This is a genomic window from Nisaea nitritireducens, from assembly GCF_014904795.1.
Lineage (GTDB): Bacteria > Pseudomonadota > Alphaproteobacteria > Thalassobaculales > Thalassobaculaceae > Nisaea > Nisaea nitritireducens.
Map to the genome: position 1 here is coordinate 44,158 of NZ_JACZFS010000065.1, position 19,958 is coordinate 64,115.

At 62.7% G+C, this 19,958-nt stretch carries 19 protein-coding genes and 1 tRNA gene; 13 read left to right on the top strand and 7 right to left on the bottom strand.

The features are described 5' to 3' along the window. The first annotated feature begins 82 nt into the window (after positions 1 to 82). Together IG629_RS20320 and IG629_RS20325 are read left to right on the top strand one after the other, a co-directional pair. Positions 83 to 439: a YigZ family protein gene (locus tag IG629_RS20320; protein ID WP_193173760.1), complete on the top strand. Its 357-nt coding sequence runs from the start codon at positions 83 to 85 to the stop codon at positions 437 to 439. A gap of 27 nt (positions 440 to 466) precedes the next feature. Then, the gene (locus IG629_RS20325; protein ID WP_226886974.1) at positions 467 to 832 is read left to right on the top strand and encodes a YchJ family protein; all 366 of its coding nucleotides are present in this window, start codon (positions 467 to 469) and stop codon (positions 830 to 832) included. 23 nt (positions 833 to 855) lie between these two features. On the opposite strand, the gene IG629_RS20330 is transcribed toward IG629_RS20325, so the two are convergent. After that, entirely contained in the window at positions 856 to 2,454 is a 1,599-nt protein-coding gene (locus tag IG629_RS20330; protein WP_193173739.1) for a GMC family oxidoreductase, read from the bottom strand. Between the two features lie 5 nt (positions 2,455 to 2,459). Continuing rightward, the gene (locus IG629_RS20335; protein ID WP_193173740.1) at positions 2,460 to 3,428 is read right to left on the bottom strand and encodes a 3-hydroxyacyl-CoA dehydrogenase family protein; all 969 of its coding nucleotides are present in this window, start codon (positions 3,426 to 3,428) and stop codon (positions 2,460 to 2,462) included. 227 nt (positions 3,429 to 3,655) lie between these two features. On the opposite strand from IG629_RS20335, the gene IG629_RS20340 reads away from it, so the two are divergent. From IG629_RS20340 to IG629_RS20355, 4 genes are all read left to right on the top strand, one after another. Continuing rightward, positions 3,656 to 5,383, top strand: coding sequence for an N-acyl-D-amino-acid deacylase family protein (locus IG629_RS20340; RefSeq protein WP_193173741.1), 1,728 nt, complete (start codon positions 3,656 to 3,658; stop codon positions 5,381 to 5,383). A gap of 41 nt (positions 5,384 to 5,424) precedes the next feature. Continuing rightward, positions 5,425 to 6,600: a serine hydrolase domain-containing protein gene (locus IG629_RS20345; RefSeq protein WP_319025138.1), complete on the top strand. Its 1,176-nt coding sequence runs from the start codon at positions 5,425 to 5,427 to the stop codon at positions 6,598 to 6,600. A gap of 87 nt (positions 6,601 to 6,687) precedes the next feature. Then, positions 6,688 to 7,242 (top strand): GNAT family N-acetyltransferase, encoded by a 555-nt coding sequence (locus IG629_RS22980; protein WP_193173743.1) that lies wholly within the window; start codon positions 6,688 to 6,690, stop codon positions 7,240 to 7,242. 124 nt (positions 7,243 to 7,366) lie between these two features. Beyond that, positions 7,367 to 7,861, top strand: a complete 495-nt coding sequence (locus tag IG629_RS20355; RefSeq protein ID WP_193173744.1) for a CinA family protein — start codon at positions 7,367 to 7,369, stop codon at positions 7,859 to 7,861. Between the two features lie 130 nt (positions 7,862 to 7,991). On the opposite strand, the gene IG629_RS20360 is transcribed toward IG629_RS20355, so the two are convergent. Beyond that, positions 7,992 to 8,081 (bottom strand) — tRNA-Ser (locus IG629_RS20360). Between the two features lie 218 nt (positions 8,082 to 8,299). On the opposite strand from IG629_RS20360, the gene IG629_RS20365 reads away from it, so the two are divergent. From IG629_RS20365 to IG629_RS20375, 3 genes are all read left to right on the top strand, one after another. Continuing rightward, entirely contained in the window at positions 8,300 to 8,626 is a 327-nt protein-coding gene (locus IG629_RS20365; RefSeq protein WP_193173745.1) for a hypothetical protein, read from the top strand. 97 nt (positions 8,627 to 8,723) lie between these two features. Beyond that, the gene (locus IG629_RS20370; RefSeq protein WP_319025139.1) at positions 8,724 to 9,215 is read left to right on the top strand and encodes a VOC family protein; all 492 of its coding nucleotides are present in this window, start codon (positions 8,724 to 8,726) and stop codon (positions 9,213 to 9,215) included. Between the two features lie 41 nt (positions 9,216 to 9,256). Then, positions 9,257 to 10,870 carry a Rieske (2Fe-2S) protein gene (locus tag IG629_RS20375; RefSeq protein ID WP_193173747.1) on the top strand — a complete coding sequence of 538 codons (1,614 nt, stop codon included), beginning with the start codon at positions 9,257 to 9,259 and terminating at the stop codon, positions 10,868 to 10,870. A gap of 17 nt (positions 10,871 to 10,887) precedes the next feature. On the opposite strand, the gene IG629_RS20380 is transcribed toward IG629_RS20375, so the two are convergent. The 3 genes from IG629_RS20380 to IG629_RS20390 are packed head-to-tail and all read right to left on the bottom strand — an operon-like array spanning position 10,888 to position 13,349. Next, positions 10,888 to 11,562 carry a DUF1028 domain-containing protein gene (locus IG629_RS20380; protein ID WP_193173748.1) on the bottom strand — a complete coding sequence of 225 codons (675 nt, stop codon included), beginning with the start codon at positions 11,560 to 11,562 and terminating at the stop codon, positions 10,888 to 10,890. Between the two features lie 26 nt (positions 11,563 to 11,588). After that, on the bottom strand, positions 11,589 to 12,008 hold the full coding sequence (locus IG629_RS20385; protein WP_193173749.1) for a RidA family protein: 420 nt from the start codon (positions 12,006 to 12,008) through the stop codon (positions 11,589 to 11,591). Positions 12,009 to 12,062: 54 nt separating this feature from the next. Next, positions 12,063 to 13,349: a flavin-containing monooxygenase gene (locus IG629_RS20390; protein WP_193173750.1), complete on the bottom strand. Its 1,287-nt coding sequence runs from the start codon at positions 13,347 to 13,349 to the stop codon at positions 12,063 to 12,065. A 224-nt stretch (positions 13,350 to 13,573) separates the two neighbouring features. Between IG629_RS20390 and IG629_RS20395 the strand changes: the two genes are divergently transcribed. The 3 genes from IG629_RS20395 (at position 13,574) to IG629_RS20405 (ending at position 16,843) form a co-directional block, all read left to right on the top strand. After that, complete coding sequence (locus IG629_RS20395; protein ID WP_193173751.1) at positions 13,574 to 14,812, top strand: MFS transporter; 1,239 nt, start codon at positions 13,574 to 13,576, stop codon at positions 14,810 to 14,812. A gap of 196 nt (positions 14,813 to 15,008) precedes the next feature. Further along, positions 15,009 to 16,265, top strand: coding sequence for a PQQ-dependent sugar dehydrogenase (locus tag IG629_RS20400; RefSeq protein WP_193173752.1), 1,257 nt, complete (start codon positions 15,009 to 15,011; stop codon positions 16,263 to 16,265). After that, the gene (locus tag IG629_RS20405; RefSeq protein ID WP_193173753.1) at positions 16,262 to 16,843 is read left to right on the top strand and encodes a c-type cytochrome; all 582 of its coding nucleotides are present in this window, start codon (positions 16,262 to 16,264) and stop codon (positions 16,841 to 16,843) included. The genes IG629_RS20400 and IG629_RS20405 overlap by 4 nt, the downstream gene beginning before the upstream one ends. A gap of 40 nt (positions 16,844 to 16,883) precedes the next feature. Here IG629_RS20405 and IG629_RS20410 read toward each other — a convergent pair whose 3' ends face one another. Further along, entirely contained in the window at positions 16,884 to 18,440 is a 1,557-nt protein-coding gene (locus IG629_RS20410) for a ShlB/FhaC/HecB family hemolysin secretion/activation protein (RefSeq protein ID WP_193173754.1), read from the bottom strand. Positions 18,441 to 18,928: 488 nt separating this feature from the next. Between IG629_RS20410 and IG629_RS20415 the strand changes: the two genes are divergently transcribed. Further along, on the top strand, positions 18,929 to 19,958 hold a 1,030-nt coding region (locus tag IG629_RS20415; RefSeq protein ID WP_193173755.1), incomplete at its 3' end, for a FecR family protein.

The following is a 19,958-nucleotide window of genomic DNA, read 5'->3' on the forward strand; positions in this document are numbered from 1 at the left end:
CTTTCATGAAGGACACCAAAATGCCGGCCGGATATGCCGCAGCCCCCTTGCTGCCGGCATTGGATCGCTCTAAGCCTGCGTGATGCGTATTCTCGAGAACATCATCAGCGACCGCGGATCGAAATATGCGGTCTCGGGCGGTCCGTGCGCGTCCGAAGAGGAGGCCAAGGCCTTTATCAAGACGCTTTGCGCCAAAAAGAAATTCGCCAAGGCCACGCACAACACATGGGCCCTGCTGACCGCTGATACGGCGTTGAAAAACGACGATGGCGAGGCGGGAGCGGGAATGGTGATCCTGCGCATGCTGGAGCGGGAAGGGCTGCGCGACCATATCATCGTGGTGACGCGATGGTTCGGCGGCAAGCATCTCGGGGGCGACCGCTTCCGGCATGTTCAGAATGCGGTGCGGATCTATCTCGACGAGCTCGGCGCGCGTTGATGGGGCGCGACCTGATTGGAGAGCGTTTTGTTTGAGCCATGTGAGTGCGGCAGCGGGAAGAGCTATCTGGGCTGCTGCGGCCGGTTGCATTCTGGGGCGCCGGCGCGGGATGCGGAGGAGCTGATGCGCTCCCGCTATTGCGCGTTTAGCCGGGGAAATACGGCTTACCTGCAGAAGAGCTGGGCAGCGGAGACGCGGCCCTTGATCCTTGATCTGGACCCCGCCCAGGTCTGGACCGGGTTGACGATCGACCGGCACGAGGTGACCGGGCCCGATACCGCGACTGTCCGCTTCACGGCGACATGGCGGAACGGCACCCACACCGGCCGCGTGCGCGAAACCAGCCGCTTCCGCCGCGAGGGCGCAGACTGGGTCTATATCGACGGCACTTAGAGTGAGGTTCGGGCGCGCGACGATTACGCGCTTTCCGCCCGGATCAGGTCGGCCGCCTTCTCGGCGATCATGATGGTCGGGGCGTTGGTGTTGCCGGTTGTCAGATAGGGCATCACCGATGCGTCGGCGACGCGCAAGCCCTCGACGCCGCGGACTCTGAGCTCGGGGTCAACGACCGCCATGGGATCGATCCCCATCTTGCAGGTGCCGACCGGATGGTAGAGCGTGGTGCCGCGTTCCCGGGCGAATTGCGCGAGCGCGGCCTCGTCCGCTGCAGCCGATCCCGGCCAGAGTTCCGCAGCGCTGTGGCGCGCCAGGGACGGCGCCGCGAAGATCCGCCGCACATGCTCCATGCCGGACAGCATCACGCGCAAATCGTCGCGATCCGACAGATAGTTCGGCTTGATGCGCGGCGGCTCCGACGGATCCGGGCTGGCGGCCATCACCGTGCCACGGCTGGCGGGACGCGTCGGACAGATTACCGTCGCCATTCCGGGCGCGCGCTCAAGCGCCAGCGGCTTGTCCGGATCGTAGCTGGCCGGCGTGAACAGGAGCTGAAGGTCCGGGCTCTCCAGGCCCTCGCGGCTGCGGCAGAACACCATGGCGCTCGTCACGCCGAAGGTCAGCGCGCCGTTGCCGAAAAGCGCGAAGCGGCCGATCTCGCGCAGCACCCGCCAGCCCCGCGACAGCTCGTTCAGCGAGATCGCGTCCCGCACCCGGTGGGTGATGCGCGTGACATAGTGATCGGACAGGTTGGCGCCCACGCCCGGCAGGTCCTGCACCACCGGCAGCCCGAGGCCCGCGACATGCCCGGCCGGGCCGATCCCCGAGAGCTGCAGGATTTGCGGTGAATTGACGGCGCCGCCGCACAGGATCACCTCGCGGGAGGCGCGGACGCGGACATCCTCGCCGTGGCGGCGAAACACCAGCCCGGTGCACCGGCGCCCTTCGAAGGTCAGCTTTTGCACCAGCGCCTCCGTCTCGATCCGCAGATTGGGGCGCTCGCGCGCCTCGGCCAGGAAGGTGCGTGCGGTCGACGCGCGCCAGCGCCCGCGCCGCGTCATCTGCGAATAGGCGACCCCGTCCTGCTGTGAGCCGTTGTAATCGGGGTTTAAGGCAAAACCGGCCTCCTGGGCCGCGCGCACGAAGGCGTGGGTCAGTGGCAGAATGGTCCGGTAATCCTCGACGGGCATCGGGCCGCTGCGCCCCCGGACAGCATCCTCGCCTTTGTCGTAGCGCTCGGACCGGCGAAACAGGGGCAAGACGTCGCTGAAGCTCCAGCCCCGGCAGCCGAGCTGCGCCCAGCCGTCGTAGTCGGCCGGGTTGCCGCGCACATAGAGCATCCCGTTGATCGAGTGCGATCCGCCCAGAACGCGTCCGCGCGGCCAGTGAATAGCCCGTCCCGCCGTGCCCTCTTCCGGTTCGCTCGCATAGTTCCAGTTGACGTTCGCGTTATAGAGCAGGCTCTTCACGCCGGCCGGAATATGGATCAGGGGATTGTGGTCCGCGGGCCCGGCCTCCAGCAGCAGGACCTTTGCCCCGGTCTCGCTCAGGCGGCTCGCCACGACACAGCCGGCGGAGCCTGCGCCGACCACGACATAGTCCGTTTCCATCGCATCCATGCGGATCACCCCTTCGGCGACAGCGGCGTCTCTTCCTCCACCGTCTCCACCGCCGCTTTCAGCTTCAGCAGCCCGATATCCCGGTTCCGGAACAATTCGTCCGGCTTCATGTCGCCATAGTCGAAATAGCCTGACCCGCTCATCACGCCCATCTTGCCGTCCGCGATCAGCCCCTCCAGCGTCTCGCTGTAGCCTTTCACTTCCGGCGGCGTGTACATCTTGTTGGAGAGCGAGCGGCGGGTCATGTCGAGGCCGGTGAAGTCCGCTTTCATCAGCGCGCCCATGGTCGCCATGCGCAGGGCGAGGCCGTATTTGATGCTGTCGTCGATGGCCTCGGGACTGGCCCAGCCCTCGTCCAGCATCCGGGTGATTTCCAGCGTCATCGCCGCCTGCAGCCGGTTTGCGACATAGCCGGGCGTGAAGCGGTCGAACAGCACCGGCTTCTTGCCGATGGCGCGGTAATGGTCCCGCATGGTCGTCAGATGTGCCGGATCGGTTTCCGGCCCGCCGGCGATATCGACCAGATCGATGATATAGGGCGGCGTGTACCAGTGGGTGATGATGAAACGGTTCTGCAGGCTGGCCGGGACCAGCGGGAAGACGTCGAGATAGGAGGTGTTGCTGGCGATCAGCGCCCGCGCCGGGGCCGCCGCTTCGATCTCGGCATACACCGTGCGCTTCACATCCCGGTTCTCGACCACCGCCTCGATGATGAAATCCGCGTCCGAAACCGCGTCGGCGAGGGTAGCCACTGGCGTGATCCGGGCGAGGATCGGGGCGACGTCGGCGCGGGCGATGCTGCCTGCCGAGACCATGGTCTCCAGCGCGCTGGCGGCGAGGTCCATGCCGATCTTGAGCTGGTTCTCGCTGATATCGGTCATCTTCACCGGATGCCCGGCGATTGCATGCACCAGGGCAAGCCCGTGTCCCATCAGTCCGGCGCCGATCAGGGCGATCTTGCTTGAGCTGTCCATTGCCGCGTTTCCCCTTGCGATATTAGTGCTTCGTGTTTTGCCAGGAGGCTAGCAAAGCCGGGCCGCGCCGATTGATGGTATTTTGGCAGCACGGCTGGCGAGCGGCGCGGAGAGTGCCGGGTGTTCCGGCAAACCGTCACCACACTTGTGCCCGCCTGCGGCTTTACGGGGCCTGTCCGCAGGCTCACACTCCCGGAAAAAGAGAATAAACATCGGGAGGATTCGCCATGTCTGCTGAGCCAAAGTCTGCTGAGCCCACACTGATCATCCGGAATGGAACCATCGTCGACGGCACCGGGGCGGAGCCGGTCGAGGCGGATCTGGCGCTGGCCGGGGATCGCATCGTCGGCATCGGCGATTTCGGAGCGCAGACCGCCGTCGAGGAGATCGACGCGCGGGGCAAGCTGGTCACGCCCGGGTTCGTCGATATTCACACCCATTATGACGGCCAGGCGGTTTGGGACAAGCACATGGCGCCCTCGGCCTGGCACGGCGTCACCACGGCGATCATGGGCAACTGCGGTGTCGGCTTCGCGCCCTGCAAGCCGGAGGACCGCGAGAAGCTGGTCGAGCTGATGGAGGGGGTGGAGGACATTCCCGGCCCGGTCCTGCATGAAGGACTGAACTGGCAGTGGGAGAGCTTTGCGGAGTATCTCGACGTGCTGGAGAAGCTGCCGCGCGACATGGATCTCGGCGTGCTGCTGCCCCATGCCGCCGTCCGGGTCTATGTCATGGGCGAGCGGGCGATCAATCTCGAACATGCGACGCCGGAAGACATCGCCCGGATGCGGGAGATTTCGGCGGATGCTGTGCGCGCGGGAGCCTTCGGATTTTCGACCTCGCGCACCATCAGCCACAAGAGCCTCGCCGGTGACTACACACCGACCCTGCGCGCCCAGGAGGAAGAGCTGACCGGGATCGCGCGCGGCATGCAGGATGCCGGGGCAGGCTTCCTCGAGATCGTCTCTGACTGGGACGAGCCGGACCCGGAAACCGAGTTCGCCATGCTGCGCCGGATCATCGAGAATAGCGGCCGGACCGCCGTCTTCACCCTGAACCAGCGGCACGACCGGCCGCATTTCTGGCGCGACCTGCTGCGGATGGCGGGGGAGGCGGCGAATGACGGACTGTCGATCCGGCCGGTGGTGGCGCCGCGCCCGATCGGTATCCTGCTCGGCCTTGAAGGCAGCCAGAACCCGTTCTCCGGCACCGAGACCTATCGCTCCATCGCGGATCTGCCGCTGGCGGAGCGGGTCACGGCTTTGCGCGATCCGGAGGTGCGCCGGAAGATCCTTTCCGAGGACCCGGTGAAGAACAGCACCTTCCCGCTGATCCACCGGATTTCCTTCTCCAAGATGTTCCGCCTCGGCTCGCCCGCCAATTACGAGCCCGCGAAGAGCGAGTCCATCGCGGCGATGGCCGAGCGGGAAGGCCGGACGGCGCCCGAGGTCGCCTACGACATCCTGCTGGAGCGGGAGGGGCGCGGCTTCATCTACACGCCGCTGGTGAACTACGCGAATTACGACATGAGCGCGCCGGAAGAGATGCTGGCCGACAGGAACGCGATCATGGGGCTGGGGGACGGCGGCGCCCATGTCGGCTTCATCCTCGATGCCGGCTATCCGACCTGGCTGATGAGCTACTGGGGCCGCGACCGGGCCCGCTTCCCGATGACGGACGTGATCCGGCGCCTGACCTCCGACACCGCCAGCGCCGCCGGTCTGTCCGACCGTGGTGTGCTGGCGCCTGGCAAGAAAGCCGACGTCAATATCATCGACTGGGACAAGGTCGGCTTCTCCGATCCCTACGTCACCTATGACCTGCCGGCGAACGGCAAGCGGCTGATGCAGAAATCGACCGGCTACGACGCCACCATTGTCTCCGGCAAGGTGACATACCGGGGCGGCGAGGCGACGGGCGCCCTGCCGGGAGGAGTGGTGCGAGGGCAAAGATAGCGGTAGAGGTAGCGTCCAACCTTCAAGGACCCACCATGCCCGTGACTGATCTTATGCAGGGCTTTCCTGCCTCTCCCGAAACACAGGTGACGCTGGCGAACTGGCGGACGGCGCCGTTCAGCCGGTGGGCTTTTCACCATGTGCGCGAAATCGTGGCGTCTGCGGATATTCCGAACGATCCCGATGCGGTGTCCGGTCTGCGGCATGCGCCGGGCGGCCTCGACGGGCTCACGCTGGACGGTGGGGTGAGCCTCTCGGATTTCCTCGCCAACACGGACACTGACGGGATCGTGGTTCTGCGGCGCGGCGCGTTGGTGTTCGAATCCTATGCGAACGGCATGGATGTCTTCACACCGCATATTCTGATGTCGGTCTCGAAATCGCTGCTTGGCCTGATCGCCGGGATCCTCATTGAGGAAGGTGTTCTCGATCCGGACGCTCCGGTCACCAGCTATGTGCTGGAGATTGCGGGCACGGCCTACAAAGGCGCGACGGTGCGTCACCTGCTCGACATGCGGGCCGGAGTCGCTTTTGACGAAGATTATCTCGCGACATCAGGGCCGATCATCGAATACCGCAAGGCGCAGAACTGGAACCCGCTGGAGCCGGGCGAGCTTCCTTCGGATCTGCGGAGCTTTTTCGCGACGATGACCGGCGCGGACGGCGCGCATGACGGCAGCTTCCACTATGTCTCGCCGAATACCGATCTGCTCGGCTGGGTGATCGAGCGTGCCAGCGGACGGCGCTATGCCGATCTCGTCTCCGAAAAACTGTGGCGGCCGATGGGGGCGGAGCGCAGCGCCTATATCACCGTCGACCGGCTCGGCGCCCCGCGTTGTGCAGGCGGTTTCTGCGCGACGGTGCGCGATCTCGCCCGGGTCGGGCAGCTTCTTGTCGAAGGCGGGCGCGGTATCGTCCCCGCTGGCTGGATCGACGATCTGATCGCGGGCGGCGATGCTGCCGCCTGGGCGTCGGGCGATTTCACGGAACTCTTCCGCGGCGCGCCGATGCGCTATCGCAGCAAATGGTACGTCGAGGACGGGCCGGCGCCGCTGCTGTTTGGCTACGGCGTGCATGGCCAGAACCTGTTTGTCGACCGGGCGAACGAAATCGTGGTCGCAAAGGTCTCGTCCCAGGCGCTGCCTGTCGACGAGGAGCGAAACGCACTGACGATCCGGTCGGTGAAGGCGATTGTTGGCGCGCTCACGGCTGATTGACCTGTCTGCTTCGCGCCTTTATTGATCAATGCTGCGTTATAGGTAAGTGTCTTGTTTTGTTGGTTTTTTTGTTGAGAAGAGGATCAAGTGAAATTACGCATACCAAACATTGACGATATTCCTGCGTATGTTTCCGCGCTCAAAAACGGTTGGTCACCAGACAATTTGCGCCCTGAAGCCGCAGATGAACAGATCGCTGCGATTTCAAAGGACGCGGCATCGTTCGTTTCAAAACTTGACGATCCGACAGCGAAGGCTGGCCCTCTTACGCTTCCAGACGGCTCGAAGGTGCCGCGCTTGCCGAGCATTCGCAGATGGATATGGGATAATGAGTTTTGCGGTCACATAGGTTTGCGGTGGAAGCCTGGGACAGAGGAACTGCCGCCGACTTGTTCGGGTCACATCGGGTATGCCGTCGTGCCTTGGCGACAAGGAGAGGGCCTTGCGTCTGCAGCGCTTGTCGCAATTCTTCCAGAGGCGAAAGCAGCCGGCCTTAAATACGTTGAAATTACGACCAGCCCTGACAACCCTGCTTCGATACGGGTCATCGAAAAAGCAGGCGGGGTGATGGTTAGAACCTATAGTGCCGACAAGGCTCTCGGTGGACGCGAGACCGTAGAGTACAAAATCCCGCTGACTTAAGACGCAGACTTCGGAGAGCCGCCATTCATACGCAACAAATGAACGGCGCCTTTGTCCGCATAGCGGGCATACTGCTGAAATGAGCTAACAGCGCGATTTAAGGCGCGACGGGAGGATTGACGGGATGCGTGATTTGGGTGGGCTTGGTGAAGCCGCTGGACGGTTGTTGACGGCACGCGGCGAGACCATCGCCGTCGCCGAGTCCTCCGCCGGCGGGCTGATTTCCGCCTCTCTCCTGGCGGTGCCGGGCGCCTCCGCCTATTTCGTCGCCGGCGGGGTGATCTACACCCACAAGGCCCGCGAGATCTTCACGGATATTGTGTTTGAGCAGCACCCGGGCATGCGCTCCTCCTCCGAGCCCTACGCGGCCCTGCTGGCCGAGACCATGCGGCGGAAGATGGACACCACATGGGGACTTGCGGAGACCGGTGCCTCGGGCCCGCGGGGCAACCGCTACGGCGATGCCGCCGGTCACACCTGCATCGCGCTCTGCGGCCCGACGACCCGGGTCTTCACGCTGGAGACCGGTGAGGGAAACCGGGAAGCCAATATGTGGCGTTTCACCGAAGCCGCCCTGAACGCCCTGGCGGCAGCCCTCGAGCAACCGGTGACCGCCTGATCTGTCGCGTGATTCGCGGTGAGGCCGCAAAGGTCTGAGGCAACCGATTGCCTCTAAAGGGGATCAATCCGGGCGCCAACAGCCGGACGGTTTCCCGTCACATAAAAATATCAATTTGATATCGGAAAGCTGGCGGAGGGACGGGGATTCGAACCCCGGAGGGGCTTACACCCCAACACGCTTTCCAGGCGTGCGCCTTAAACCACTCGGCCATCCCTCCTGAAGAGGCGCGGACCATACAAAAGCCGTCCGGGCTTTGCAACGATTTGAAGCCTGAAATTGAAGAAAAAAAGACAGTTCTGCCGCTGACCCCCGGATATGCGCGGTACGATTGGTTGTGGGGCTCGATTGGTGTAGTCTTTCCAGACTGTTAGGGGGCTCGTCAGTTGTTTGCGCGCAGGTCCGCCGGAGAACCGGTTCGGGCGCGCCGGGGGATGTATGAGGCGGTTGTTCCGGTTTATTGCGCTGCTGTTGATCCTGATTGCGCTGGCACTCGCCGCGCGGGACGGATATGCGAGCTACCAGGCGGAGGCGCTGCGCATCATGGATGCGGGCACGCTCTGGGCCGGATTGCATCGGGACAGCCTGCAGCTCGCCGAGCCGGCAATCGCCCGATATCTGCATCCTTTTCTCTGGCATCCGGTGATGGTGACCGTCCTGCTGTTCCCGGCCTGGCTGGTCTTTGGTGGGCTCGGGATCCTTCTCTGGCTGCTGACCCGGCTGCGTGGCCGACCCGCCTCACGGGATCTGTTCATGCGCGACTGATCGTCCGCCCAGATAATTAAAAAAGAATAATCTTGATTTAATAAATTCCCGGCGCAGAATGCTCTGCAACGAACCCGTCGTTGCGAGGAGGCCTACCGTGCCGGAAGTTTCCGCTGAAAACCCTATCCCATCCTCAACTCCCACCCCGGTTCCCGTGGTCGGGATCAATCACATCGCGCTTGAGGTTGGCGATCTCGACGAGGCGCTGAAGTTTTACGGCAGGCTTTTCACGTTCGAGCAGCGCGGCCGGACCGAAAGCCAGGCCGAAATTGATCTTGGCGACCAGTTCATCGCATTGGTCACGAGCCGGCCTCAGCCGGCGGATGTGAAGCGGCATGTCGGTCTTGTGGTGGCGGACAAGGAGGCGGTGCGCGCGGTGTTGCTGGCGAACGGGGTGGAAATCCTGCCCCTGCCGGATCGTTTCCTCGACTTCCTCGATCCCTGGGGCAACCGGATCGAAATCATCGGCTACGAGAATATCCAGTTCACCAAGGCGGACCATGTTCTTCGCAGCATGGGGCTCGGTCATCTGCGGAAGACGGACGCGGCCATCGATGAGCTGACCGAAAAAGGCATGCGGCCGGACTGAGCGGACCAGACTGACCGGATAAGACAAGAGGAAGAGGTGTCATGGAACACAGGCAGAAACCCGAATGGGTCGAGGCAATGCCGCTCACACTGCTTGAGCAGGCAGGCCGTAAGATCTTCAAGGCGGGCGGCAAGCAGATTGCGCTGTTCCATGCGGATGGATGCGTGCATGCCTGCAACAACCGGTGCCCGCATGAGGGTTATCCACTGATCGAAGGCACCATTGATCAGGCGGGGGGCGATCAGGCGGCGGGCGCCTGCCGGCTGACCTGCAACTGGCATAACTGGAAATTCGATCTGGTCAGCGGCGCCAATCAGGTCGGTGGTGATCGTCTACGGATCTACCCCACGCAAGTTCGGGACGGCGCCGTCTTTGTCGACATTGCGGATGCACCGGCGGCTGAGCGGATCGAGACCGCGCTCGGTAATCTGAAAGAGAGTTTTCGCGACCATAATTACACCCGCATGGCCCGGGAAATCGCCCGGCTGAAGGCGGCCGGAGGCGATCCGCTGGAGGCGGTAAGGCAGGCGGTGCTCTGGACGCATGAACGGTTCGAATGGGGCACCACCCATGCCATTGCCGCGGCGCCGGACTGGTTGGAGTTGGGGGAAGATTATGGCGGACAGGACGACGCCTCCTCGATCATCCCGCACGTCGAAATTGTCGCTCATCTTGCGTGGGATAGTTTGCGCTGGGAGCGGTTTCCGTTCCCGGACGGAGAGACCGCGTTCGATGCAGACCGGCTGGTCGAAGCCATCGAGGCGGAGGATGAAGCGGCGGCTGCCGCGCTGGTGCGTGGCGCCTGTCGTGGTCCCGGCTGGCAAGTGCTGGATGCGCCGGTAACGCGGGCGGCGCTCGCCCACTATCAGGATTTCGGCCATGCGCTGATCTATTGTTACAAGACCCGGCAGCTCGTTGAACGATTGGGCGACACGTTGGCCGAGCCGCTTTACCTGACGCTGGTCCGGGCGCTGGTGAATGCCAGTCGGGAGGATCTGATCCCGGAATTCAAGGCCTATCGTCCAGCCCGGGAGGCATGGGACGGGGCAGGAGATGCGCCGGTCGCGCCGGAGGAATTCTACAGCCTCAACGTGCCCCGCGCGCTGGACCGTGCGAACCGCTCAAGCGGGGACCGCACAGCCCTGCTCGATGCCCTGATGGGCGCTGCCGCCTGGCAGATGCTGCATTTCGATACGCACTGGGGCGCCCGGCACGACCGCCCGGTGCCGGACAATGTGAACTGGCTCGACTTCACACACGGCATCACCTTCGCCAACGCGGTGCGGGCGCAGTGCGGACGGCTTGAGGATCTGTGGCCGGACGCCCTGTTGCAGATGGCCTGCTTTACCGGCCGTAACGCCGCCTATACCGAGGTCCAGCAGGACACGGCGCCCTATGCGGTGGATGATCCGGAGGCGTTTCTGGCTAACCTGCTGCCCGGCCTGTTCGATCATGCGGAGCCGGAATATATCGTCTCCGCCCATATGGTGAAGCTGCCGGTCGCCACCCGCGAGGAAATCCGGGCTCGCCCGGACGCTCCCTGGGTGCCGGTGCTGGCGGCGGCTGTGAACCGCTTCTTCCAGTCGAAGATCAAGCGCAAGCATGTCATGCGAACGGCGAAACAGTCGGTCGCGTTCGTTGCGGCGGAGGGGTGAGCGAGAAGGGGTGAGGGTTACTCGTCCCCCGGCACGCCGTAAGACGGTGCCTCGCGCGGGTCGAGCGCGCGGGTGACATAGGCGTCGAGCTGGGGTTTGTAGACCTCCCACGCCGTCGCAATCGCTTCGATCGGGCAGTCTTCCGTCCAGTCGCAGCGCAGGTCCGCGACGGGCCAGCCGAGTTCGTCCGCGATTTGCATGCCGGCGGAATGCACCGGGCCCGCTTCGCCGCCTGCCGCGAGGCCGGCCTTCATGGCGGCGATCAACCTGTCACCCAGATGACCGGTGGATTCCGTGAAGGCGGCGACGATGGCCGCGGGGACCTCCGCGTTGGCGAGCAGGTTGCCGCCTGACGCGACGTTTTCGGCCTTTGCTTCGGACCAGATACCCAGCGCGTTACCGCCGGAATGAATGGCGCTGCCGCCGTGTTTATCAACAGCGAGTACCTGGCGGTAGTCGAGAAATTCACACTCCTTGCGCATTGCCTCGATGGCACCCTCGGCGGATAGGCCGATTTCCATCCGGTCCAGCACCAGCGGGCCGAGGCGCGGATCAGTGATGTTCTGGCTGGCCACGGCGCCGACGCCGGCGCGGGTATAGGCGCAGCGGGCCGCGACGGCGGGCGAGGAGGAGGAGATGGCAATGCCGAACATGCCGGTCTCGGCGCAGCGGGCAACGAGGGAGAAGGTCATGCGGAACTCCTGATTACGCGTCCGGATCATTCATCCGGAATAACGGCGGTGCCGTCGATCTCTACCAGCCAGTCCGGCCGGGCAAGCGCCTGAACGACAAGGCCGGTACAGACCGGATGGACGCCTTTGATGTACTCGCCCATGGTCCGGTAGACGGCCTCCCGGTACCGGACGTCCGTTATATAGACGACAAGTTTTACAAGATGATGCATGTCGCCCCCGGCTTCTTCGAGGAGCTGGCGAATGTTCTGCATCACCTTGTGGGTCTGCTCGACGGGATCGTGACTCTCGATGTTCTTCGCCGTGTCCAGATCCTGCGGGCACTGGCCGCGCAGCCAGACCGTGCGGCCGCCGCGCGTGATCACCGCCTGGGCCAGATCGTTGTCCAGCTTCTGTTCCGGGTAGGTGTCCTTGGTGTTGAATTTCCGCAGCCGTTCATGCGCCATGCTGGCCTCCGTTGAGTAAGAATGCGGCCCGTCTGCCGTCTTGAAGAATGTTGATCAGGCCTTGGCGCCCGGCGCCGCGCCACGCGCACGGGCGGCGGCATCGACGTCGAGATAGGATCGCTGGATGGCAATCTGGTCCGCGACATATCGGGCGTCGTGCCAGACGCCCCAGATGAAGCTCGATCCACGACGCGACTGCCAGGGCAGACCGAGGAAATAGATCCCCGGTTCGCGCGAGACGCCGCGCTGGTGCAAGGGCTTGCCGGTCTCGTCGAACGTATCGACCTTTAGCCAGCTATAGTCATGTCCGAAGCCGATTGCCCAGATGATCGTAGAGATCCCGGCTGCTTTCAAATCGAGCTCACGGATCGGGTTGGTTACGCAATCCGGATCGGGAGCGATGATGTGCGCCTCGGGCTCCTCCGGCAGTTCAAGCCCGGTCCGGGCGAGATAGGCGTCCGCTTCCCGCAGGACGGAGAGGTAATTCCTGTCGCCATTCTCGATGTTGCGGCGGAGGTCGTCGGCGAAGCTCATGACGCCGTCTTTGCAGCCTTCCGCGCGGCCCACGAGGGTGAGGCCCTGTTCCGCGAGCTTGCGAAAATCGATGGTCTCTCCGCCACGCGCACCGCTCACTGCAATCGTCACATGCTCGGCCCCGGCGGACGGAGTCGCGGCCTCCCATTTGCCGAGAACGCCGAGCCACCAGCAATTGTCCCGTCCGCGATAGGCCCGGGGTGGGCGGTCATGCGGGCCGACCGCGAGCGTGACCTTTCTTCCCGCCCGGTTCAGCTCGTCTGCGATCTGCACGCCGGACGAGCCCGCGCCGATCACCAGAACGCCACCATCCGGGAGCTGGCCGGGATTGAGATAGGCGCTGGAATGGAGCTGGGTGATCCCGAGGCTATCCGGGACCACCGGCGGGATCGTCGCGGTCTGGAACGGGCCGGTGGCGGCAACCACACTGTTGGCTTCGATCACTCCATCCGATGTCTCGACACGAAAACCCGGGCGGCCCTCGTTCCGTGTCACGGACGTTACCTCGACACCGCAGCGGACCGGGGCATCGATCATCTTCGCGTAGTCGACGAAATAGTCGGCGACCTTCTCTTTCTCGACGAAGGCGTCGGGGCTCTCGCCCTTGAATTCCATGCCGGGAAAGCGGTCGTGCCAGGCAGGCCCGTTGGCGACCAGAGAATCCCAGCGGAACGATCTCCAGCGCTCGGCGATCCGGGACCGCTCCAGAACCAGATGAGGCACGCCAGCCTTGCCGAGGTGCTCGCTCATCGCGATCCCGGCCTGACCGGCGCCGACGACCAGCGTGTCTATTTTCTCAACTGGCATTTGAAGGTCCTTTTTTCAGGGGGATGACCCCTTTCGGCGACGTCTGGAGCTTGTTTTGCCGGAATGGCATACCGGCGTGCGGGACACCTGTATCGGAAGCCCGCAGTGTGAGGGGAGGCCGGTCCGCGCTTCAAGAGGCAAATCGTCGCTTCTCGCCTTTTGATCGGTCGTGCTCAACCATTCATCTGCTTGACATGCCATGGTTTTCCACGCCAAGCAGAGAAATGGACTCTGATCGCCCCCGGAACAATTTCTACCTCGCAAATGCCCGCTGGCTCGGTGCAGGCCTGCTGTGCACGTTCGGCTCGTCCTTCGGGCAGACCTATTTCATTGCGCTCTTCGCCAGCCAGTTCATGGCGCTGCACGGTCTCAGCGACGGCGATTGGGGAACGCTTTATGCCGGGGCGACGCTGACCTCCGCTGCATTGCTCATCAAGGCGGGCCAGCTCGCCGACACGATGTCGTTGCGCAAACTGGCGATGCTGGTCATTGCAGGCTTTGCGCTGGTCTGCGTCGGCATGGCGCTGCACGAGTCCATCATCATGCTTTTCGTCATGGTGCTCGGCCTGCGCTTCTTCGGGCAGGGCATGATCAGTCATGTCGGCATGACGGCGACCGCCCGCTGGTTCCAGGCACGGCGCGGACGGGCGATCGCGATCACCAGCCTTGGCTACGGGATTGGCGAGGCGGTGCTTCCGGCCCTGGCGGTGCTGGCAATCGCGCTGGTCGGCTGGCGCGGCACCTGGGTGCTCGCCGCAGCGATCCTCGCCGTGGCCTTCGGCGGCGCGCTATGGATCTTGTTTGCTCGCGACCGGGAGCCCCAGGGCGGGGAGACCAGCGGCCCGGCGGCAGGTGCACTCGGTAGACACTGGACCCGGCCGGAAGCGCTCCGGCACTGGTCCTACTGGGCGTTGTTCCCCGGGATCCTGACGCCGCCCTTCATCGGGACGGTGATCTTCTTCCATCAGGCGCATGTCTCCGGCGAGAAGGGCTGGAGCCTGGTCGAGATGGCGGCCGGATATCCGGCCTATGCGATCTGCGCCATGATCGCGGTTTTTATTGCGGGCCGGATCATCGATGCGTTTGGAGCGCTGGCCCTGTTGCCGCTCTTCCTGCTGCCGATCGGTCTCGGCATCGTTTTGCTGGGCACCAGTGACGCGGTCTGGATCTGGGGTGTGGTGCTCGGCTGTATCGGCTTCGGCGCGGGCTTTTCCAGTGCGCTGAACGGAGCTGTCTGGGCGGAGGTTTACGGCACACGCAATCTCGGCGCGATCCGGGCGCTGGCGGTTTCGGCCATGGTGTTTTCCACCGCCATCGGGCCCGCGATTACCGGACTGCTGATTGATGCGGGGATCACGCTGGAACGGCAAGGCGTGGTCATGATGCTTTGGTGCGTCGGGCTGTCTGCCATTTTCGTGCTGGTCGCGCGCCGTTTACGTCTGCTGATTGCGGCTCCGGCCTGAAGCCCGATCGCGCTGGGTGCCGTTCCCGTAACCGATTGTTTCACAAGCATTGATCGAATATTGCAGACGTCATCGGCGCCGTCGGGCGGCAATGGCATACGATTTTTGCGCAATTTAAAGGCAGAAATCAGGTTGACCTACCTTGTGGTGACGCAAATCATGGTTGCATAAGCGTGCCAACAGGGAGGAAAATCTGATGAAACAGATAATCGCATTGGCCGTGGCTGCGTCGTTCTTTGCAGGCGGCGCGTTCGCGCAATCCGGACAGGTTCCGGACAATCTCGAAAAATTGTCGGGCTTCAAGACAACCGGCGTGACCGAATTCACCTTTATCGAGCAGGGCGGGGACTATGCTGTCGGCATCGAGAAGACGCTGGAACGCATCTCGCTGCCGGACGGTTTCAAGATCGAGCTTTATGCCGTGGTTCCGGATGCACGGCACATGGCGGTCGGCCCGCAGGGCATCGTCACCTTCGTCGGCACCCGCAAGGACAAGGTCTGGTCCGTCACGGACCGGAACAAGGACCGTGTCGCTGACGAGGTGAAGGATTTCGCACCGTCGCTGACTTTCAGCATTCCGAACGGGCCGTGCTTTTCGAAGGACGGCTTCCTCTATATCGCCGAGCAGAACCGGGTGCTGTTGTTCCCGGCGGCCGAGTTCTTTTACGAAAGCCCGGACGTTGCGGCCTTCAATCTTGTCGCCAAGGGCGATCTGATCCCGCCGGACGAGGAAAGCTTCAATCACACGGCACGGGTCTGCCGGATCGGCCCGGACGGCAAGATCTATATCTCGCTCGGTCAGCCTTTCAACGTGGCACCGGCGGATAAGCTGGATCTGTACAACAAGTGGGGCATCGGCGGGATGATCCGCCTGAACCTCGATGGCACCGGCCGGGAAGTTTACACCTACGGCATCCGCAATTCGGTCGGGCACGACTTCCATCCGGCGACCGGGGAGCTCTGGTTCACGGACAATCAGGTCGACGGGATGGGCGATGATATCCCGCCCGGCGAGTTGAACCGGCAGACCGCAGCAGGCCAGAATTTCGGTCATCCGTGGTATGGCGGCGGTGACACCCGCACCAACGAGTACAAGGGCGAGGAACCGCCGGCCGACACCGTGATGCCGGTCGTCGCGACGGTCGCACATGCGGCGGATTTGGGGATGCATTTCTATACGGGCCGTATGTTCCCGGAGAAATACAAGCATGCCATCTTCTCGGCCCAGCACGGATCCTGGAACCGGACCACCCCGGTTGGCGCCCGGGTCATGGTCACCTTCATCGACGATCAGGGCAACGCCGCAATAGAGCCGTTTGCCGAAGGGTGGCTTGATGAAGCGACGGGCGAATATCTCGGCCGCCCGGTAGATGTGGCGCAGCTTCCGGACGGATCGATCCTGGTGTCGGACGATCTGGCGGGGGCGCTTTACCGGATCAGCTACACCAAATGAGGCGTGCGATCCTGCTCGGTCTCGGCGGGCTGATGCTCGCCGGGGCCGCTCCGGCTTTTTCAGGCGATCCCGCGGCCGGCCGCAAGGTCGCGAATATGTGCCGGACCTGTCACGGGCTCGATGGTTTTGCGAGAATCCCGATCGCCCCGCATATCGGGGGCGAGCCGGAATCCTATCTCCAGCGGCAGCTGCGAGCCTTCAAGTCCGGCGCCCGCCGGCATGAGATGATGACGGTCGTCGCGTCAGGCCTGAGCGAGCGGCAGATGGACGATGTCTCGGCTTGGTATGCCGCTCATAAGGCGACAGCGTCTCTGCCTGCCGGGACCGATCCGGCCAATGCGCCGGAAGCCTGCACGGCCTGCCACGGCGTCGACGGCATTGCGCTTTTTGAGGATGCTCCCAACCTTGCGGGAGAGACCAACATCTATATCGACACCCAGCTGAAAGCCTTCAAGCGGGGCAAGCGGACGCATGAGATCATGAACGGTATCGCCGAGGCGATGTCGGACGAGGAGATCCGGGCGGCGGCCGATTGGTATGCGTCGGTGGAGTTCAAGGTCGACGCCGCGACGAAATGAAGGCCGCGCGTCCGGTCCGATCTTTCTCTGCCGCCTTGTGTCAGAAGCTCTTGCTCAATTCGAAGAATACGCGCTGAAAATCCCCGCCATCGTCCGCTGCATGGCGGGTCAGCGAGCGGGCATATTCTAGCTGCAGCCGGGTCGTGTCCGTCAGATCCAGGCGCATGCCCAAGCCCGCGGAGGAGAGGCTTTCCCGGGTCTGTTCGAATTCTCCCTCGTTCCAGACCATGCCGAAATCATAGAAACTGAAAATCTGGAACCAGGTGAAGTAATCGTCCCGCAGGCTGTCTCCGTATTGTAGCTCGATACTGCCGCCGACACCGTGATCTCCGGTCAGCTCGCTGAAATCGTAGGCCCGGCCGATCGAGGAGCCGCCGAGGCTGAATTCCTCCGATGAGAGCAACTCATCATCCGCTAGCTGTCCTGCGACATGAAACCGGATACCAGTTTCGTTGGTAATCTCCTGCTGGCGCGTGACCGAGGCGCGGAGTTTCAGGAACTCTGCGTCGGCGCCGAGGCGGGAGCGGAGAGCGCCGACCCCGGATGCGCCGAATGCAGGTAAACCGCCGGACAGCTCTCCGTAGAGCTGGTTTTGGCCGCCGAAATCATCCACTGCGTACATATAAAGATTGCTTCGGAGCACCCGGAGCTCATCTTTGAAATTGCTGCCGTCGTCGTCTTCTTCCGAGATGCTGCGGATATCGGCCGAAAGATTGAGCCAGAGGCTGGCCTCGGTGCTCCGGAGGACCGGGTGTGCCGCTTTCAGGACCAGACGTCGGCTGCTGCCTTCGATCCCGTCGATGGCATCAATGCCGCCGGCATCGCTTTCACTCGCCGAGAAGACGGCGCCGACGGTGGTCCCGGCAGAGCCGACGAGACGGCTGATCTCCATTTCGCCGTAGCGCAGTTCCTGGGGTTGATCGGGGATGGTGAACAGGCCGACCCGCAACTGAGTGTCGGGGTCGATAAACCGGTTGCTTGAAACGGACACCCAGATCTGATTCTTGCCGGAAGAGGTGGTGCCCCTGTTATCGTAGGACACCAGGCCACTCTCCGGTTTTGCCGTCAGGGTGAGCTGGAGGGCGTATCGGCCGTCACGGGCATCGATCTCCGCCATCTCCGCATTCTCAACTATACGGCCAAAAGAATCCCCGATCAGAAGCAGGACGCGCTCGAGGTCCTTGCGCTTGATCGGTCTAAACTCGTCGATCGCGGACGCCAATCGGCGGACCATCCCGTGGACCTGTCCGTCGCCCTGGAAGTCGACACGCTCGACATAGCCTTCCGCGACCCGAATAACGGCGATCCCGGAGGAAAGGTCCTGGGGCGGGAGGTAGGCCTGGGTCAGGAAATACCCTCGCTCCTTGTAGTGTTCCGTAATCCTTGTCGCGGCGGCCTGCAGGTCTGAGGTGGTCACCAGCCGAGCCAGGATGTCTTCGTAATAGAGGGCGAGATCAGCCTGCGAAAACAGGGTGTTGCCTTCGAGGCTGACGGCAGCAAGCAGGAATGTCTGCTCCTGTTCCCGGACGGCTTTATCGGGTGCGGGCGGAAGCGGGGTTGCGGGGCCTCCAGGTGTCTGCTCGGGAGCCCTTGGCACCCGTTCTTCGATCTGCGCATCGGGCGATGACAGCGTCTGCTGAGCGGATGCAGAATCCTGCGCCTGCTGCAAACTCAATAGCAGTAAAAAAAATAAGTATAAATAAAATTTTTGCTGAAACATCGACTTCTGTAAGTAGTGAGGCCGTTGGCGAGGTGTTTGTTCTTAATGGTATTTGTCTTATAAGTCGAGAGCGGGGTAGTAAAAATATAGTTAACTTCCATTAATACTTTGTCGCCGGATAATATTGTTGTTGAGAGAGTGTGTTTGATGTAGATACTGGGGGCTAACTAACTGAAAAACAATACTTATTTATAATTTGTAGAAAATTTTCGGCAAATGGAGAGGCGAGGGAGCCTCAACGAGCGTGGCCAGGATGGCGGCGACTTAAACGGACAGAAGACCGTGTAAGGACGGAAACTGAAATGGGCAACGCGATCAGAACTGCTTCTCGCGCAATGCTGGGATTGGCCGTGATCGTTCTGTGTATGAGCAGCAATGTTGTTCAGGCGCAACAGAACGAAAACTGGACCATTCTGGAGATCTCGGGGAATGTCGAGATCGATCGGAATGGTAGTGGTCTGGCTCCGGTCTCCGTTGACAGTCGCATAGGCGTTGGAAGCGTCATTCGGACCAGGGATCGGGGCCGGTTGGTGCTGGTTCGTGGCGAGGAGTCCATCATCGTTGGCCCGCACACGGAAATCAGCATTCCGGAGCAGGACAAGAGCTGGGGAACGAGAATACTGCAATCGCTCGGAACTGCTCTTTTCAAGGTCAAGAAGCAGTCGTCCCCGCATTTCGAAGTCGTCACCCCCTATCTGGCGGCGGTCGTCAAAGGGACGTCGTTCACGGTCAATGTACGGGACGGCGAAAGTCTCGTTCATGTTGTTGAAGGGGCTGTTCAGGTGACGGATACGGCGAGTGGTGCCGCCGTCATGGTGCGTCCGGGGCAAACTGCGCGGACGACATCCCGATCCGGTCTGCAGCTGGACAGCGTTCCGGTGGACAGCGGCGCCGGTGCAACGCAAACGGATAGTGCGGCGGTGGATGAAAGTGGCACATCGGATGTTGCCCTGAACGAAACGGCCGGCGCCGGAGTTGAAGGTGTAACCTCAGCGCTCGCGGCTGAAGAGCCTTCCAATTCAGTGCTTTCGGCACCGGTGGGGCTGACCACAATCGATGTCAGCAGCGCGACCAACGGCTTGGTTCGCAACGCGACGGCTTCCGGTGGCCGCGGTGTGGCCAAATCGTCCTCGAACAACAACGCAAACAACAATGGTCGGGGTAACGGCGGTGTGTCGGCCCGTCCGGCTGTGGAGGTTGCGCGCGTTTCCGATAGATCCGCAACGGCGCGCTCCTCAAGCAGAGCGGCGACCCGGACGGCATTGGTATCAGCGAATAGCAGAGGCAATTCCGGTAACAACGGAAATGGCAACGGCAATTCCGGTAACAACGGAAATGGCAACGGCAATTCCGGTAACAACGGGAATGGCAACGGCAATTCCGGTAACAACGGGA

Excerpts from the sequence above, each read along its gene's own strand:
- IG629_RS20390 (WP_193173750.1), bottom strand. The coding sequence starts at position 13,349 with ATGCCAGTTGAGAAAATAGACACGCTGGTCGTCGGCGCCGGTCAGGCC.
- IG629_RS20330 (WP_193173739.1), bottom strand. The coding sequence starts at position 2,454 with ATGGATGCGATGGAAACGGACTATGTCGTGGTCGGCGCAGGCTCCGCC.
- IG629_RS20375 (WP_193173747.1), top strand. The coding sequence starts at position 9,257 with ATGGAACACAGGCAGAAACCCGAATGGGTCGAGGCAATGCCGCTCACA.
- IG629_RS20355 (WP_193173744.1), top strand. The coding sequence starts at position 7,367 with ATGCGTGATTTGGGTGGGCTTGGTGAAGCCGCTGGACGGTTGTTGACG.
- IG629_RS20405 (WP_193173753.1), top strand. The coding sequence starts at position 16,262 with ATGAGGCGTGCGATCCTGCTCGGTCTCGGCGGGCTGATGCTCGCCGGG.
- IG629_RS20320 (WP_193173760.1), top strand. The coding sequence starts at position 83 with ATGCGTATTCTCGAGAACATCATCAGCGACCGCGGATCGAAATATGCG.
- IG629_RS20335 (WP_193173740.1), bottom strand. The coding sequence starts at position 3,428 with ATGGACAGCTCAAGCAAGATCGCCCTGATCGGCGCCGGACTGATGGGA.
- IG629_RS20380 (WP_193173748.1), bottom strand. The coding sequence starts at position 11,562 with ATGACCTTCTCCCTCGTTGCCCGCTGCGCCGAGACCGGCATGTTCGGC.
- IG629_RS20340 (WP_193173741.1), top strand. The coding sequence starts at position 3,656 with ATGTCTGCTGAGCCAAAGTCTGCTGAGCCCACACTGATCATCCGGAAT.
- IG629_RS20365 (WP_193173745.1), top strand. The coding sequence starts at position 8,300 with ATGAGGCGGTTGTTCCGGTTTATTGCGCTGCTGTTGATCCTGATTGCG.
- IG629_RS20395 (WP_193173751.1), top strand. The coding sequence starts at position 13,574 with ATGGACTCTGATCGCCCCCGGAACAATTTCTACCTCGCAAATGCCCGC.
- IG629_RS20385 (WP_193173749.1), bottom strand. The coding sequence starts at position 12,008 with ATGGCGCATGAACGGCTGCGGAAATTCAACACCAAGGACACCTACCCG.
- IG629_RS20400 (WP_193173752.1), top strand. The coding sequence starts at position 15,009 with ATGAAACAGATAATCGCATTGGCCGTGGCTGCGTCGTTCTTTGCAGGC.